The 16,754-nt window shown below is 36.9% G+C and carries 10 protein-coding genes, 5 tRNA genes and 4 pseudogenes; 17 read left to right on the top strand and 2 right to left on the bottom strand.

Features of this window, described 5'->3' with window-relative positions; translation table 11 throughout:
- The first annotated feature begins 353 nt into the window (after positions 1-353).
- Entirely contained in the window at positions 354-800 is a 447-nt protein-coding gene (locus L950_RS13160) for a hypothetical protein (RefSeq protein ID WP_021191052.1), read from the top strand.
- 72 nt (positions 801-872) lie between these two features.
- Here L950_RS13160 and L950_RS33220 read toward each other — a convergent pair whose 3' ends face one another.
- Together L950_RS33220 and L950_RS33215 are read right to left on the bottom strand one after the other, a co-directional pair.
- Positions 873-1,415, bottom strand: coding sequence for a BamA/TamA family outer membrane protein (locus tag L950_RS33220; protein ID WP_231577256.1), 543 nt, complete (start codon positions 1,413-1,415; stop codon positions 873-875).
- Entirely contained in the window at positions 1,343-2,035 is a 693-nt protein-coding gene (locus L950_RS33215; protein WP_231577252.1) for a hypothetical protein, read from the bottom strand. Before L950_RS33215 ends, L950_RS33220 begins: the two co-directional genes overlap by 73 nt.
- A 455-nt stretch (positions 2,036-2,490) precedes the next feature.
- Here L950_RS33215 and L950_RS13150 point away from each other — a divergent pair.
- The 16 genes and pseudogenes from L950_RS13150 to L950_RS37325 all read left to right on the top strand — a co-directional run.
- Positions 2,491-2,563: transfer RNA gene (locus L950_RS13150), tRNA-Thr, on the top strand.
- 21 nt (positions 2,564-2,584) lie between these two features.
- Positions 2,585-2,665, top strand: a tRNA-Tyr gene (locus L950_RS13145).
- A 55-nt stretch (positions 2,666-2,720) separates the two neighbouring features.
- Positions 2,721-2,793, top strand: a tRNA-Gly gene (locus tag L950_RS13140).
- Positions 2,794-2,887: 94 nt separating this feature from the next.
- Positions 2,888-2,959, top strand: a tRNA-Thr gene (locus L950_RS13135).
- A gap of 56 nt (positions 2,960-3,015) precedes the next feature.
- Positions 3,016-4,202: pseudogene (gene tuf / locus L950_RS13130) on the top strand (elongation factor Tu).
- 163 nt (positions 4,203-4,365) lie between these two features.
- Positions 4,366-4,436: transfer RNA gene (locus L950_RS13125), tRNA-Trp, on the top strand.
- 19 nt (positions 4,437-4,455) lie between these two features.
- The gene (gene secE / locus L950_RS13120; protein WP_031288930.1) at positions 4,456-4,650 is read left to right on the top strand and encodes a preprotein translocase subunit SecE; all 195 of its coding nucleotides are present in this window, start codon (positions 4,456-4,458) and stop codon (positions 4,648-4,650) included.
- Between the two features lie 18 nt (positions 4,651-4,668).
- Positions 4,669-5,213, top strand: a pseudogene (nusG, locus tag L950_RS13115) (transcription termination/antitermination protein NusG).
- A 186-nt stretch (positions 5,214-5,399) separates the two neighbouring features.
- The gene (gene rplK, locus L950_RS13110; RefSeq protein ID WP_021191050.1) at positions 5,400-5,843 is read left to right on the top strand and encodes a 50S ribosomal protein L11; all 444 of its coding nucleotides are present in this window, start codon (positions 5,400-5,402) and stop codon (positions 5,841-5,843) included.
- A 22-nt stretch (positions 5,844-5,865) separates the two neighbouring features.
- Positions 5,866-6,564, top strand: coding sequence for a 50S ribosomal protein L1 (gene rplA, locus L950_RS13105; RefSeq protein WP_021191049.1), 699 nt, complete (start codon positions 5,866-5,868; stop codon positions 6,562-6,564).
- Positions 6,565-6,566: 2 nt separating this feature from the next.
- Positions 6,567-7,085, top strand: a complete 519-nt coding sequence (gene rplJ / locus L950_RS13100; RefSeq protein WP_021191048.1) for a 50S ribosomal protein L10 — start codon at positions 6,567-6,569, stop codon at positions 7,083-7,085.
- 80 nt (positions 7,086-7,165) lie between these two features.
- Entirely contained in the window at positions 7,166-7,537 is a 372-nt protein-coding gene (gene rplL, locus L950_RS13095) for a 50S ribosomal protein L7/L12 (protein ID WP_021191047.1), read from the top strand.
- 169 nt (positions 7,538-7,706) lie between these two features.
- Positions 7,707-11,514 (top strand): annotated as a pseudogene (gene rpoB, locus L950_RS13090) (DNA-directed RNA polymerase subunit beta).
- A 74-nt stretch (positions 11,515-11,588) separates the two neighbouring features.
- The gene (locus L950_RS37335; RefSeq protein ID WP_410528131.1) at positions 11,589-13,046 is read left to right on the top strand and encodes a hypothetical protein; all 1,458 of its coding nucleotides are present in this window, start codon (positions 11,589-11,591) and stop codon (positions 13,044-13,046) included.
- Positions 13,025-15,472: a hypothetical protein gene (locus L950_RS37330; protein ID WP_410528130.1), complete on the top strand. Its 2,448-nt coding sequence runs from the start codon at positions 13,025-13,027 to the stop codon at positions 15,470-15,472. Before L950_RS37335 ends, L950_RS37330 begins: the two co-directional genes overlap by 22 nt.
- A 143-nt stretch (positions 15,473-15,615) precedes the next feature.
- A pseudogene (locus L950_RS37325) lies at positions 15,616-15,864 on the top strand (hypothetical protein); the annotation flags it as partial.
- Between the last annotated feature and the right edge of the window lie 890 nt (positions 15,865-16,754).

The following is a 16,754-nucleotide window of genomic DNA, read 5'->3' as shown; positions in this document are numbered from 1 at the left end:
TGTTCCATGTGAAATATTTCCTGTTTTATATCTTTTTAGAGAAACGAAGGTAGATCATGTTGTTTCTTAATAGGAAATATGTGTAGGCCTTATTATTATTTTCTAAAGGATTTATAGAGCTTTTCTAGAGGTTTGATAGAGGGTTCATAGAGGTAAAGCTCTATAAACCCTCTATTAATACTAAGTAAAATTAGTATAAACGCTAAAGAAATGTCCAATATGCTATACAGGTGATCCAAATATGTATAACTCTATGTACATTTGTTCTCGAAATGCAGTTTTATCTAAAATATTTACGCCATTACTTAATCTCTCATAGTCGTCATGGGACTCATTCACCTTTTGTATATAAATTGGTTGATGAAGTTCTTTATCGAAAACCTACTGTTGAACAGTTGGATGCTGTACCATTATTTTATAAGAGAGCAGGGAAGAGGGCTATTAAAAAATATTTATTTCTAGAACGTTTTTTTGGGACATTTGCCTTTAAAACCTTTAAAATAAGAGGTAAATTGGTCCAGCAGGATCTTTTAGAATTGTTTGGGCAAATTAGAAGAGATGACTTCCCTAGAGTTATTTATTATATTGATACCGATGAGGATTATCTATCTGTATTGGATGATGTTGATGAACATGCTATTTTAATCATTGAAGAGCCACATGCTTCTAAAAACCATGAAAAATACTGGAACCTACTAAAACAAGCTGAAAAGGTAGTTGTGACTATTGATCTTTTCCATTTAGGATTGGTTTTTTTTAAAAAAGGTCAAAGAAAAGAAGATTTTGTCATTCGTTTTTAAAAGAAGGGGTATTTATGAAATTGATCATCTCTTATTAGGAAAAGATGATCAATTAATTATTGGTATTTTATTTTAAAATGCTTCGCTAAGAGAAAGGTAGAATCCCGATTGTCTTTTTTCTCCAGGCCTCTGTTCACCGTAAGCGTAATCAATTCGAATATTACTATTATGTTCTAAGCTGAAAAAATAACGAAATCCTCCTCCATACGATGGAATAAATCGAGCATTATACTCTTTTGAAAAGACAGATCCCACACCTGTAAAGGCTGCTGCTGCAAATCTGGGATGAAAGCGGTAACGTAATTCCGCTTGCGATGCCAGGTAGTTCTTATCTTTATACCGACCGATATAATAACCCCGCATCATCATGTCTCCGCCTAAATCTCTATAGGCGTAATATGGAATGGTTTTGCCAAAGGTAGATCTATAAATAGCCTGAGCAGCCAATGTTAGTTTGGGATGAATAGGAAAAAATGCACGCAGATCAGCGTCAAAATTGCCACCTTCAAAATCTTCTTTTGTCCATAGTTTTGGAGCATAAGCTAGTTTAGCTCTTGCGTAATATCCTTGAGTCGTGTAAGATACATTGTTTCTGCTGTCAAATAGCTGTGAAATACCCAGCAGTAACTGCTGTCCACCATTTTTCCTAGTAACGATGCGTCGTCAAAGATACCGTCTATTTCCTTGTCCTTAAATTGTACATAGTCATATTGTATATTGACACCAGCATAATATTTGGACGCAATTCTTTTTTCTACTTCTAATTTGACACGGAAAAGTTTCTGACTGATAAGATCTTCGTCAGCTTTTTTTGTATCCATACCTATACCATAGTAATTCGAGGGCCAATTGCGGTACCGGATCTCTGAAATAATATGATAATCATTATTATCTGTCCAAATATCAGCCTGTAGTTTAATATTTGATTGTTTTTTAGTTGTATAGGTACCCATTAATAAAATGTTTGATGACCTAATACTTGAATCTTTTTTGTTAAAATAGAAATTGTAATTGCTGGCGATGCCATATTCAGCACCTGTTTCTTGCGCATAACCCAAAGCCGGCAATACCATGAATACGCCAGATCTTGTTGAGTCCTTTGAGGTCGAAAAAACTTTTTTTGTAACTTTTTCTATTATATTTTGAGCTTTTACAATATGTGTATCGGTGATGAAAACAATGAATAGTATTGAAACTAGTATTTTGATCACTTTACGCTGATCTCGATTTTGCATGGCCAAACTTAGATAAATTTGTTTTATTTACAATTTTAATTGCGTCATATAGATAACAAATTTATCGATTAACATTTATTTTTTAGGCTTTATGTTTGCTGTTCTGTTCTTGATCCCGAGCTGTCAAGGATAATAATCTAGTAGATGAAATACCGAATTTTGCACCAGCGTTATTAATTGTCTTATTTCGCTTGAAATTTATTTATCTGCGTATCAGTAGTGTTGTGAAAAAGTAGCGTTTTTTTTAAAAAAATATTTTTGTAATGTGGGTTTAGTGTATATCTTTGCATCAGCAAACAAGGAAATAGCGATGCTAACACAGAAGTTTGATAGTTCTTTTAAGAGTGAAAAAAAATAAAAAAAAAGCTTGCAAGTGTCAAAATTAAAATAGATATTTGCACTCGCTAAACAAAAGAAATTGCGTTTGGAGATTAAAAAAGCTTTTAAATAAAGATGCCTCTTTAGCTCAGCTGGTAGAGCAACTGACTTGTAATCAGTAGGTCATTGGTTCGATTCCGATAAGAGGCTCAAACATAACTTTAGAGTTATGGGGGGGTTCCAGAGCGGTCAAATGGGACGGACTGTAAATCCGTTACTTCGGTTTCGAAGGTTCGAATCCTTCTCCCCCCACACTAAGCAGTTAGCGTACTGTTGGTGACGAAAGTCTAAGAAAAACGCAAAAAAAGCGAAAGTAGCTCAGTTGGTAGAGCGATAGCCTTCCAAGCTATAGGTCGCGAGTTCGAACCTCGTCTTTCGCTCAAATTTTTAAGTCTTGATTTTTAGTCTCTGTCTTCTTTGATAATATTATATCTAAAGGTGGGGGCATTAATCTGTAGATAGGATTTTCGAAAAGCCGAAGTAGCTCAGGGGTAGAGCACTTCCTTGGTAAGGAAGAGGTCGTGGGTTCAAATCCCATCTTTGGCTCGTACAACATTGTATAACAAGTATAGAAATATTTATAATTACTAATTCGCATAAACATGGCAAAAGAGAAATTTGACCGTAGTAAACCACACTTAAACATTGGTACAATCGGTCACGTTGACCACGGTAAAACTACTACAACTGCAGCTATTACTAAAGTATTAGCAGACGCAGGTTTATCAGAAGCTCGTTCATTTGATTCAATTGACTCTGCTCCTGAAGAAAAAGAGCGTGGTATCACTATTAATACTGCACACGTTGAGTACTCAACTGCTTCACGTCACTATGCACACGTTGACTGTCCAGGTCACGCCGATTACGTGAAAAACATGGTAACTGGTGCTGCTCAGATGGATGGCGCTATCATCGTAGTTGCTGCTACTGATGGTCCTATGCCTCAAACGCGTGAGCACATCTTATTAGGTCGTCAAGTAGGTATTCCTGCTATTGTTGTTTTCTTAAACAAAACTGACTTAGTAGATGATGAAGAATTATTAGATTTAGTTGAAATGGAAGTTCGTGAATTATTATCATTCTACGATTATCCAGGAGATGATGTTCCAGTAATTAAAGGTTCTGCTTTAGGTGCTCTTAACGGTGAGCCTGAGTGGGTTGCTAAAATCATGGAATTAATGGATGCTGTTGATAGCTACATTCCAATCCCTCCACGTTTAACTGAATTGCCTTTCTTAATGCCAGTAGAGGATGTATTCTCGATCACAGGTCGTGGTACAGTAGCTACAGGTCGTATTGAAAGAGGTGTAATCAACTCTGGAGATCCAGTTGAGATCTTAGGTATGGGTGCTGCTGAAGGTTTGAAATCTACAGTAACAGGTGTTGAGATGTTCCGTAAATTTTGGATTACGGTGAGGCTGGTGATAACGTAGGTTTATTATTACGTGGTATTGAGAAAACTGATATCCGTCGTGGTATGGTTATCGTTAAACCAGGTTCAGTAACTCCACACGATTACTTCAAAGCTGAGGTTTACGTATTATCAAAAGCTGAAGGTGGACGTCACACTCCATTCTTTAACAAATACCGTCCTCAATTCTATTTCCGTACAACAGATGTTACAGGTGAAATCACTTTAGCTGAAGGTACTGAGATGGTAATGCCAGGTGATAACGTAACGATTACTGTTAAGTTGATCTCTGCTATTGCTATGGAAAAAGGTTTACGTTTCGCTATCCGTGAAGGTGGTAGAACTGTAGGTGCTGGTCAGGTAACTGAAATTTTATAGTCTTTAAAGATTCTAGAATCACATATAATAAGCTAATCAGTTCATACTGATTAGCTTATTTTTCAGTCTGAAATATTGATTAAAAAACAATAAAAAAAGATTAAAAAAATTTGCAGGGAATAGTTAAAAACACTATATTTGCATCATCAAAATAAGATAATACACGGGAATAGTTCAACGGTAGAATAGAGGTCTCCAAAACCTTTGATCAGGGTTCGAATCCTTGTTCCCGTGCTTAATAAATAAACTGAAAATGGCAAAAGTACTTGATTTTTTTAAAGACTCTTATGTCGAAATTACAGAGAAGGTTACTTGGCCTACTTGGGGTCAATTACAGAACTCCGCTGTGATTGTACTTGTTGCTTCTGTTATAATAGCATTATTGGTTTTTGTAATGGATAAAGCTTCAAGTAACGTATTAGAGTTATTGTACGGTATTGCTTCTTAATTTCATCAAACATTATTTATGGCAGATCAAAGTTTAAAATGGTACGTAGTTCGTGCAGTGAGTGGTAAGGAGAAGAAGGTAAAGCAATATATCGATGCCGAAGTTAGCCGTTTAGGAATTGAGCATTTGATTACTCAAGTGTTGATTCCGATGGAGAAGTACTATTTGATGCGTGATGGAAAGAAAGTGGCTAAAGAGCGTAACTACTATCCTGGATACGTTTTGCTAGAGGCTGCTTTAGATGGTGAGTTGGAACACATTATAAAAGGAGTTAATAGTGTCATTGGATTTTTAGGGGATAAAGCAGGTAATGCTATTCCGTTGCGCCAAGCTGAGGTTAATCGTATTCTAGGTAAAGTAGATGAGATGGCTGAGCAAGGTGAGACAATTAATGTACCATATTACGTTGGTGAGACAGTGAAAGTGAATGATGGTCCATTTAATGGTTTCACAGGTGAGATAGAAGAAGTTCATGAAGATAAGAAAAAACTGATTGTGATGGTGAAAGTTTCGGAAGAAAAACACCATTGGAATTAAACTACATGCAAGTAGAAAAAGAATAATAAAAAGAGCAAAGTACAACTTTGCTCTTTTTATGTTAAAATAAATTTGCAAATAGATTTAATTCTATATATCTTTGCACCTCATTTGGTGGTTAAACGCAAGTTAATAACCAGGTGAAATAATAAATGTTACGTTATTTGCTTCCAACTTACTAACAAACATTTAATAATTTAATTCAAAACAAGATGGCAAAAGAAGTCAGTGCGTTAGTAAAATTACAAGTTAAGGGCGGAGCTGCGAATCCATCTCCACCAGTAGGACCTGCTTTAGGTGCTAAAGGTGTGAACATTATGGATTTCTGTAAACAGTTCAACGCTCGTACGCAAGACAAACCAGGAAAAGTATTGCCTGTTGTCATTACAGTTTACGCTGATAAATCTTTTGATTTTATCATTAAAACTCCACCAGTTGCTATTCAATTGAAAGAAACTGCGGGTTTAAAAAGCGGTTCAGGTGAGCCTAACCGTAAGAAAGTAGCTTCAGTTACTTGGGAACAAGTAGAAGTTATTGCTAAAGATAAAATGGTAGATTTAAACGCGTTTACTTTAGATGCTGCTATGAGAATGGTAGCTGGGACAGCACGTAGTATGGGGATTACTGTAGCAGGTAATGCTCCTTGGAACAATTAATTAAGAAATCAATTTAAGAAAAGTGGCTAGATTAACAAAAAATCAAAAAGCGGCACTATCCAAAATTGAAGCTGGTAAAGCATACTCTTTAAAAGAAGCTGCGGCTTTAGTTAAAGAAATCTCATTGACCAAATTCGATGCTTCTGTGGATATCGACGTTCGTTTAGGCGTAGATCCCCGTAAGGCAAATCAAATGGTTCGTGGTATTGCAACTTTACCTCACGGAACTGGTAAAACTGTACGTGTTTTAGTTTTATGTACTCCTGATAAGGAAGAAGAAGCTAAAGCAGCAGGTGCTGACTTCGTGGGTTTAGATGAGTATATCAGTAAAATTGAAGGCGGTTGGACTGACGTTGATATCATTATTACAATGCCTAGTGTGATGGCTAAAGTAGGTAAATTGGGTCGTATTTTAGGTCCAAGAAACTTAATGCCAAATCCTAAAACTGGAACTGTAACTACAGAAGTAGGTAAAGCAGTGACAGATGTTAAAGGCGGTAAGATTGATTTCAAAGTTGATAAAACTGGTATCATCCATACTTCAGTTGGTAAAGCGTCGTTCGATGCAGACAAAATTTATGAAAACGCATTAGAGGTATTACAAACTATCTCTCGTTTGAAACCGTCTGCAGCAAAAGGAACATACTTTAAAAGCATTCACATTTCATCAACTATGAGTCCTGGTATTCATATTGAGACTAAATCAGTAGCGGGTATTTAATCATGAGAAAAGAAGAAAAACAAGAAATTGTTCAAGCTCTTGCCGAGCAGATTAAATCTTACGGTAATTTCTATATTACTGACACTTCTGAATTATCGGTTGAAAAAGTGAACGGCATTCGTCGCAAGTGTTTCGAAGGTGGTATTGAAATTAAAGCTGTTAAAAACACTTTAATCAAAAAAGCATTAATTGAAGCTGGTGTTGATTCAGAAGAAATTATTGGCGCATTGAAAGGTGCATCTACAATGATGTTTTCTGAGGTAGCAAATGCTCCAGCAAAATTAATTCAAGCTTTACGTAAAGAAGGTGATAAACCTTTGTTAAAAGCTGCTTATATTCAAGAAACTGCATTCATAGGTGACAATCAGTTGAAAGCATTAGTGAGTCTTAAATCTAAAAATGAACTCATCGCTGACGTTATCGCTGCATTGGAATCTCCTGCTAAGAATGTTATTTCAGCTCTTCAATCGGGTGGAAATACAATTTCAGGTTTAGTAAAAGCTTTAGAGCAAAGAGGTTAACGAATACTCTTTTAAAATAAAACATTCGTACTATTAATAATAACAATTTTTCATAACGACATTCAAAAATTCAAAATAAAATGGCAGATTTAAAACAACTTGCTGAGCAGTTAGTAAACTTGACAGTAAAAGAAGTTAAAGAACTAGCTGATATCTTAAAAGACGAGTACGGTATCGAGCCTGCTGCTGCTGCTGTTGCAGTTGCTGCTGCTCCAGCTGAAGCTGCTGCTGCTGAAGAGAAAACATCTTTCGATGTTATCTTGAAAGAAGCTGGTGGTGCTAAATTAGCTGTAGTTAAATTAGTAAAAGATTTAGCTGGATTAGGCTTGAAAGAAGCTAAAGATTTAGTAGACGGTGCTCCTAAAGAAGTTAAAACTGGTGTTTCTAAAGACGAAGCACAAGCGTTGAAACAACAATTAGAAGAAGCTGGAGCTGTTGTTGAGATTAAATAATCTTAGCTAACAAGCCCTCAAAAGGTTTAGACTCTGACGTATTTTCGTTAGAGTCTATTCTTATTTATGATATTTGACTACTAGTCTATGTGTGTGCTGAACATAGTCGAGATGTAGTAATAACAGCATAGTTAAGCTCAGTTTTTTTAAAACTAAAATTCATATCCCCTTGGCAAACAATAATATTCAACAAGAAAGAGTAAATTTTGCGACAAGCAGGAAAGTTCTGGAATATCCAGATTTCTTAGATGTGCAATTGCAATCTTTCAAGGAGTTTTTTCAATTAGAAACTACTTCTGACAACCGCCATCAGGAAGGGCTGTTCAAGGTATTCTCGGAAAACTTCCCTATTTCTGATTCTAGAAACATTTTTGTGCTCGAGTTTTTGGATTATTTTATTGATCCTCCTCGCTATGATATACAAGAATGTATCGAACGTGGGTTAACTTATAGCGTTCCTCTAAAGGCGAAGTTAAAGTTATCATGTAATGATGAAGAACACGAAGATTTCGAAACTATTGTACAGGACGTATATTTGGGAACTATCCCATATATGACACCGAAAGGTACTTTCGTGATTAATGGTGCGGAACGCGTAATCGTATCTCAATTACACCGTTCACCTGGCGTTTTCTTTGGTCAAAGTAGACACACAAATGGTACTAAACTATATTCTGCAAGGGTAATTCCTTTTAAAGGATCTTGGATCGAGTTTGCAACTGACGTAAATAACGTTATGTATGCTTATATCGACCGTAAGAAAAAATTCCCAGTTACTACTTTATTACGTGCTATCGGTTATGATTCGGATAAGGATATCTTAGAATTATTTGATCTTGCTGATGAAGTAAAAGTTAGTAAATCTGGTCTTAAGAAATACGTTGGTCGTCGTTTGGCGGCAAGGGTATTGAAAAATGGATTGAAGATTTTGTTGATGAGGATACAGGTGAAGTTGTATCTATTGACCGTAATGAAATCATACTTGAACGTGAGACTGTTTTAGAAGAAGATCACATTGACTTGATCATCGATGCTGGAGTAAAATCTATTATTTTAGCGAAAGAAGATGCATCTAACAATGCGGACTATTCAATTATATATAACACATTACAAAAAGATACGTCTAACTCTGAGAAAGAGGCAGTAGAGCATATCTACCGTCAGTTACGTAACGCTGAACCACCTGATGAGGAAACTGCTCGTGGTATCATCGACCGTTTATTCTTCTCGGACAAACGTTACGATTTAGGGGATGTTGGTCGTTACCGCATTAACCGTAAATTGAAATTAAATACTCCTGATGAAACGAAGGTATTGACTCGTGAAGATATCATCGCTATCGTGAAGTATTTGATTAACTTAATCAACTCTAAAGCTGAGGTGGATGATATTGACCACTTATCTAACCGTCGTGTACGTACTGTAGGTGAGCAATTATACGCGCAATTTGGAGTAGGTCTTTCTCGTATGGCACGTACTATTCGTGAACGTATGAACATTCGTGATAATGAGGTTTTCACACCAACAGATTTAATTAATGCACGTACGTTATCGTCTGTTATTAATTCTTTCTTTGGTACTAACCAGTTATCACAGTTCATGGATCAAACGAACCCTCTTGCAGAGATCACGCACAAGCGTCGTCTTTCAGCTTTAGGTCCAGGTGGTCTTTCTCGTGAGCGTGCTGGTTTCGAGGTTCGTGACGTTCACTATACGCACTACGGTCGTTTGTGTACAATCGAAACTCCTGAGGGACCAAATATTGGTTTGATTTCGTCATTAGCTGTTCACGCTAAGATTAATAATTTAGGTTTTATCGAAACGCCATACCGTCGTGTTGAAGATGGTCGTGTTGTGGTTGAAGAACCTGTACATTATTTATCTGCTGAGGACGAAGATGAGAAAACAATCGGTCAAGCTAATGCACAATATGATGATAATGGTAATTTTATCGATGCTAAAGTAAAAGCTAGATATTTTGGTGATTTCCCGGTAATCGAACCTACACGTTTGGATTATATGGATGTTGCACCTAACCAGATTACGTCTATTGCGGCTTCATTAATTCCTTTCTTGGAGCATGATGATGCCAACCGTGCATTGATGGGATCAAACATGCAGCGTCAAGCTGTTCCAATTTTACGTCCACAAGCACCTATCGTAGGTACTGGTCTAGAAGGCCGTGTTGCGAAAGATTCTCGTACATTAATTAATGCAGAGGGTAATGGTGTAGTTGAGTATGTAGATGCGGATGAGATTAAAATTCGTTACGACCGTACAGATGATGACCGTTTAGTGTCATTTGATGACGACGTGAAAACATATAGATTGATCAAATTCAAGAAAACCAATCAGAATACTTGTATGAACTTAAAACCTATTGTAGGTAAAGGGCAACGTGTGACTAAAGGTCAGGTATTATGTGAAGGTTATGCCACTGAAAATGGTGAATTAGCATTAGGACGTAACTTGAAGTTGCATTCATGCCTTGGCAAGGATATAACTTTGAGGATGCGATCGTAATTTCTGAGCGTGTAGCAAAAGAAGACTGGTTTACTTCTCTTCATATTGAAGAGTTTGAATTGGAAGTTCGTGATACAAAACGTGGTGAAGAAGAATTAACAGCAGATATCCCTAACGTTTCGGAAGAGGCGACTAAAGACTTAGACGAAAACGGTATCATCCGTATTGGTGCTGAGGTTAATGGCGGTGATATCTTGATTGGTAAGATCACTCCAAAAGGTGAGTCTGATCCTTCTCCAGAAGAGAAATTATTACGTGCAATCTTTGGTGACAAAGCGGGTGACGTGAAAGATGCTTCATTAAAAGCTTCTCCTTCATTGAAAGGTGTTGTTATTGATACGAAGTTATTTGCACGCGCTAAGAAAATGTCAAAAGAAGTTGAGCGTAAAACATTAGAGAAATTAGAAACAGCACATGAAAGAGCTGTTAAGATTTTGAAAGAACGTTTAGTAGAGAAATTGTTTACAGTTGTAAATGGTAAAACTGCTCAAGGTATCTATAATGTATATAAAGAATTATTAGTAGCGAAAGGAGCTAAGTTTACACAAAAAATCTTAGCTGAATTAGACTACAATAACATCAACCCTACAGGTTGGACAACTGACGAAGATAAGAATGAAATGATTAAAGCTTCTTTACACTTCTATAACATTAAGTTAAACGAAGAGTTAGGTGCTTTCAAACGTGATAAATTCGCAGTTTCTGTCGGTGATGAATTGCCATCAGGTATCGTTCAAATGGCTAAAGTTTACGTTGCTAAGAAACGTAAATTGAAAGTAGGAGATAAGATGGCTGGTCGTCACGGTAATAAAGGTATTGTTGCACGTATTGTACGTGATGAAGATATGCCTTTCTTAGATGATGGAACACCAGTAGATATCGTGTTAAACCCATTAGGTGTACCTTCTCGTATGAACTTAGGACAGATTTACGAAACTGTTTTAGGTTGGGCTGGTCAAAAATTAGGTGTTAAATTTGCAACTCCTATTTTCGACGGTGCTGAAAAAGAAGAGGTAGAAGACTGGGTAGCTAAAGCTGGTTTACCTGCTTCAGGTAGAACTTACTTGTACAATGGTTTAACGGGTGAGCGTTTTGACCAACCAACTACAGTTGGTGTGATCTATATGTTAAAATTAGGACACATGGTTGATGATAAGATGCACGCTCGTTCGATCGGACCATACTCATTGATTACACAACAACCATTGGGTGGTAAAGCTCAATTCGGGGGTCAGCGTTTTGGTGAGATGGAAGTTTGGGCATTAGAGGCATTTGGTGCATCTAATATCCTACAAGAAATCTTGACTGTGAAATCGGATGATGTTGTTGGTCGTGCGAAAACTTACGAGGCTATCGTAAAAGGAAACAATTTACCAACTCCATCTGTACCAGAATCGTTTAACGTATTGGTACATGAGTTACGTGGTTTAGGTTTAGATATCACATTGGATTAATTAAGCAAAGTGAAGTTTTAGTGATCGCTATGATCACTAAAACTTCTTCATAAAGCTTTAACTTTTGAATAAGTATGTCTTACAAAAAAGATAATAAAATTAAAAGCAACTTTACATCAATTACTGTAAGCTTGGCGTCTCCAGAAACAATTTTAGAGCGTTCAAGTGGTGAAGTTGTAAAACCGGAAACGATTAACTATCGTACCTACAAACCAGAACGTGATGGTTTATTCTGTGAGCGTATCTTTGGTCCTGTAAAGGATTATGAATGTCACTGTGGTAAATACAAACGTATCCGTTATAAAGGTATCGTATGTGACCGTTGTGGTGTTGAAGTTACGGAGAAAAAAGTACGTCGTGAGCGTATGGGACACATTTCATTAGTGGTTCCTGTTGCTCATATCTGGTACTTCCGTTCTCTTCCAAATAAAATTGGTTATTTATTAGGTCTTCCTACCAAGAGACTAGACATGATTATCTACTACGAAAGATATGTAGTTATTCAGGCTGGTATTAAAGAGGACGATGGTATCAACTATATGGACTTCTTGACTGAAGAAGAATATTTAGATATTTTAGATACATTACCGAAAGAAAATCAATATTTAGATGACAACGATCCTCAAAAGTTCGTTGCTAAAATGGGTGCTGAAGCGTTAGAAGAATTATTGAAACGTATTGATTTAGATAAATTATCTTATGATTTACGTCATCAAGCGGCTAACGAAACTTCTCAACAACGTAAAAATGAGGCTTTAAAGCGTCTTCACGTTGTAGAAGCATTCCGTGGTTCTAGAGACCGTATTGAGAATCGTCCGGAGTGGATGATTGTTAAAATCGTTCCTATTATTCCACCGGAATTGCGTCCATTAGTGCCTTTAGATGGTGGTCGTTTTGCGACTTCAGATTTAAATGATTTATACCGTCGTGTTATTATCCGTAATAACCGTTTGAAACGTTTAATTGAAATCAAAGCTCCAGAAGTAATTTTACGTAATGAAAAACGTATGTTACAAGAGGCTGTAGATTCATTATTCGATAACTCACGTAAAGTTAACGCAGTGAAAACTGAAGGTAACCGTGCGTTGAAATCATTATCTGATATCTTAAAAGGTAAACAAGGTCGTTTCCGTCAAAACTTATTGGGTAAACGTGTGGATTATTCGGCTCGTTCGGTAATCGTCGTTGGACCTCACTTGAAATTGCACGAGTGTGGTATACCTAAAGATATGGCAGCAGAACTTTACAAACCGTTTATCATTCGTAAGATGATCGAACGTGGTATCGTTAAAACTGTAAAATCGGCTAAGAAAATTGTAGATCGTAAAGATCCTGTTGTTTGGGATATTTTAGAAAACGTGTTGAAAGGTCACCCTGTATTATTAAACCGTGCACCTACGCTTCACAGATTGGGTATTCAAGCTTTCCAACCTACTTTAGTAGAGGGTAAAGCAATTCAATTACACCCATTAGTGTGTACAGCGTTCAACGCCGATTTGATGGTGACCAGATGGCAGTCCACTTACCTTTAGGTAATGCTGCAGTTTTGGAAGCACAAGTTTTAATGTTGGCTGCCCACAATATCTTAAATCCTGCAAATGGTTCACCAGTAACAGTACCATCTCAGGATATGGTTTTGGGTCTTTATTATATTACTAAAGGCCGTAAGAGCACACCAGACCATATCGTTCATGGTGAAGATATGATTTTCTATTCTGCTGAAGAGGTAATTATCGCTTTAAATGAGAAGAAAATTGATTTGCATGCTTTTATTAAGGTAAAAACTAAAATCAGAACAAAAGACGGTAGTATTGTTGATACGTTATTAGATACAACAGTTGGTCGTGTTATCTTCAACCAGGTTGTACCTCATGAAGTAGGTTTTATCAATGAGTTATTAACGAAGAAATCTTTGCGTAATATCATTGGAGAAATTGTGAAAACTACGGGTATGGCTCGTGCTGCACAGTTCTTGGACGATATGAAGGAATTAGGTTTCCAAACGGCCTTCAAAGGTGGTTTATCGTTTAACTTGCAAGATTTGAACATTCCTGCTGCTAAAACTGACTTAATTCAACAAGCTACTAACGAAGTTGAAGAAGTAATGAATAACTATAACATGGGTTTCATTACTAACAACGAGCGTTATAATCAAATTATCGATATCTGGACACGTATCAACAATAAGTTGACATCACACGTAATGGATATCTTATCGAATGACAACCAAGGTTTCAACTCCGTATATATGATGCTTGATTCTGGGGCGCGTGGTTCGAAAGAGCAAATTCGTCAGTTGTGTGGTATGCGTGGTTTGATGGCTAAACCTCAGAAATCTGGTTCAGCTGGTGGTGAAATTATTGAGAATCCGATTTTATCAAACTTTAAAGAAGGACTTTCAGTATTAGAGTACTTTATCTCTACCCACGGTGCGCGTAAAGGTCTTGCCGATACGGCATTGAAAACTGCCGATGCGGGTTACTTAACACGTCGTTTACATGACGTTGCACAGGATATGATTGTTATTACGCAAGACTGTGGAGGTTTAAGAGGTATTTACACAACTGCATTAAAAGATAACGATGATGTTGTAGAACCGTTATATGATCGTATTTTAGGTCGTGTTTCATTGTACAATGTATATGATCCTGAAACAGGTGAATTACTCGTTTCTGAAAATGAAGATATTGAAGAAGCTGTTGCTGAACGTATTGAAGCTTCAGGTATTGAGGGTGTTGAGATCCGTACTGTATTAACATGTGAGTGTAAACGCGGTGTATGTGCTAGCTGTTACGGTCGTAACTTGGCATCTGGTAAACGTGTTCAATTGGGTGAGGCTGTCGGTGTAATTGCTGCGCAATCAATTGGTGAGCCAGGTACACAGTTAACGCTTCGTACGTTCCACGTCGGTGGTACGGCTTCTAACATTGCTGCTGAGTCACAAATATCTTCTAAATATGCTGGTACTGTAGAATTTGAAAATCTACGTACAGTATCTCAAGAAGGTGAAGACGGTACGCATCAAGTAGTATTGGGTCGTTCAGGTGAGATTAAAATTTTGGATGAAACTAAAAAAGTTGTATTCCAACAAAATATCCCTTACGGTTCTCAATTATTCGTTGAAGAAGGAAATCAAGTAGCTAAGGGTGATAAATTAGTATCATGGGATCCATACAATGCTGTTATTATCTCTGAGTTTGCCGGTAAAGTTGAATTTGATGCAATTGTTGAAGGTGTAACTTTCCGCGAAGAGTCAGATGAGCAAACGGGTCACAAAGAGAAAGTAATTATTGAAACTCGTGATAAAACGAAGAATCCTGCTATTAAGATTTTAGATAAAAAAGGTGAAGTAATTCGTACATATAACATTCCAGTAGGAGCTCACGTTTCTGTATCGGACGGTGTAACTGTTAAAGAAGGTGGTATCTTGGTTAAGATTCCTCGTTCTACAGGTAAAACGCGAGATATTACAGGGGGTCTACCTCGTGTAACAGAATTATTTGAAGCGCGTAATCCTTCTAATCCAGCAGTTGTAACTGAGATTGATGGTGTTGTAACTTTAGGTGGTGTTAAACGTGGTAACCGTGAGATCTCTATTGAGTCACGCGATGGCCAGATTAAGAAATACTTAGTTCCACTTTCGAAACATATCTTAGTACAGGATAATGACTTTATTAAAGCAGGTATGCCTTTATCGGATGGTTCGATCTCTCCAGCAGATATCTTATCAATTAAAGGTCCTTCAGCAGTACAGCATTATATCGTAAATGGTATTCAAGAGGTTTACCGTCTTCAAGGTGTGAAAATTAATGATAAACACTTTGAGACGATTGTTCACCAAATGATGCAGAAAGTGAATATTGAAGATCCAGGAGATACGCGTTTCTTAGAAAAAGAAGCAGTTAACAAATGGGATTTCATGGAAGAAAACGATTCACTTTACGACAAGAAGTTGTAGTTGAAGCAGGTGACTCTAATGACTTACGTCCAGGACAGATCGTTTCATTACGTAGATTACGTGAAGAAAACTCAAGCTTGAGACGTCGTGATCAAAAACTAGTAGAGGTACGTGATGCTATTCCAGCAACTTCAAGTCCTTTATTACAAGGTATAACTAGAGCTTCGTTAGGAACGAAATCATTTATCTCTGCAGCATCATTCCAAGAGACTACTAAAGTCTTGAACGAAGCAGCTATTGCAGGTAAACGTGATAATTTATTAGGATTGAAAGAGAATGTAATTGTGGGTCACTTGATCCCTTCAGGTACAGGTCTTCGTCAATACGGTAATATTATCGTTGGTTCACGTGAAGAATATGATCAATTATTAGCTTCGAAAGAAGAAGATTAATAATTTTTAATAATACGTAAAAGGGTTGCAGATTTTATTTGCAACCCTTTTTTTGTTTAACATTATACTGCGACTCTTGTATATATGCCTGTTGTAGTTTTAACCTTGTTAAAGAATGAATGCTATTTGGTTTCAGTTACCTCTGGGTGAATAGGCATTTACTACTTTTTGAGAAACATCAGCAAAGCCTCAATCTAAGCATAGTATACTGAATTCAGTAGCAACAGAGGTTAACGGCTTAGTGTTGATGATCGTTCAACACCAGTTCGAATGTTTAGATAAAATAGTCTTCATCGGGTGTGGTTGAGCAGGGCGGGAGACTCAAGAAAATAGCACGACATGCTGCATTTGATAAATCGATGTGCGTTCCAGATAAGATTTTCGTTCATTACGTAAAGGTTTTTGTTACGGATAAGATGTAAGTGAAGATCTTTTGATGCTCCACATATCGGGTGCTAAAAGTTAGACTACTGAAATGTACATTCCCTATTAAATGATCGGCTATTTCCCGTTAATTATAAAAGATCTGCATTAAATGCTTATCTGAGCACGTCTGTAGTGGGCGCGAATCATTGTTTTTCTCAGATTAGCGAATATTTTTTGAGCATTATACCAATATATATTATGGGATTGCAGCAATTAGTTATTGAAATGGAGTTCAAGTATAGCAGTCAAAAATACCTTGTAAAAGAAGGAATCAGTCCTTTTTTATTCCAGATGTCTTGCTATAGATCTATAGCTTATAAATGAATCACCCAATGTTACAGTTAGTTAACCTTATTATTTAGAAATAAGCGAAAAAAGATTAGGAATGTGATTCGTAAAAGCCTATCTTGCACCACTCCGCAAGGGAGGAACGGCTGATCCGAAAAGGATAGGCACTGAAAAAG

The sequence above is a fragment of the Sphingobacterium sp. IITKGP-BTPF85 genome, assembly GCF_001006065.1.
GTDB lineage: Bacteria > Bacteroidota > Bacteroidia > Sphingobacteriales > Sphingobacteriaceae > Sphingobacterium > Sphingobacterium anhuiense.
The sequence above is the reverse complement of the archived record's forward strand: the minus strand, read 5'-3'. Positions and strand labels throughout refer to the sequence as shown.

Excerpts from the sequence above, each read along its gene's own strand:
- rplL (WP_021191047.1), top strand. The coding sequence starts at position 7,166 with ATGGCAGATTTAAAACAACTTGCTGAGCAGTTAGTAAACTTGACAGTA.
- secE (WP_031288930.1), top strand. The coding sequence starts at position 4,456 with ATGGCAAAAGTACTTGATTTTTTTAAAGACTCTTATGTCGAAATTACA.
- L950_RS37335 (WP_410528131.1), top strand. The coding sequence starts at position 11,589 with ATGTCTTACAAAAAAGATAATAAAATTAAAAGCAACTTTACATCAATT.
- L950_RS37330 (WP_410528130.1), top strand. The coding sequence starts at position 13,025 with ATGGCAGTCCACTTACCTTTAGGTAATGCTGCAGTTTTGGAAGCACAA.
- L950_RS33215 (WP_231577252.1), bottom strand. The coding sequence starts at position 2,035 with ATGCAAAATCGAGATCAGCGTAAAGTGATCAAAATACTAGTTTCAATA.
- rplJ (WP_021191048.1), top strand. The coding sequence starts at position 6,567 with ATGAGAAAAGAAGAAAAACAAGAAATTGTTCAAGCTCTTGCCGAGCAG.
- rplK (WP_021191050.1), top strand. The coding sequence starts at position 5,400 with ATGGCAAAAGAAGTCAGTGCGTTAGTAAAATTACAAGTTAAGGGCGGA.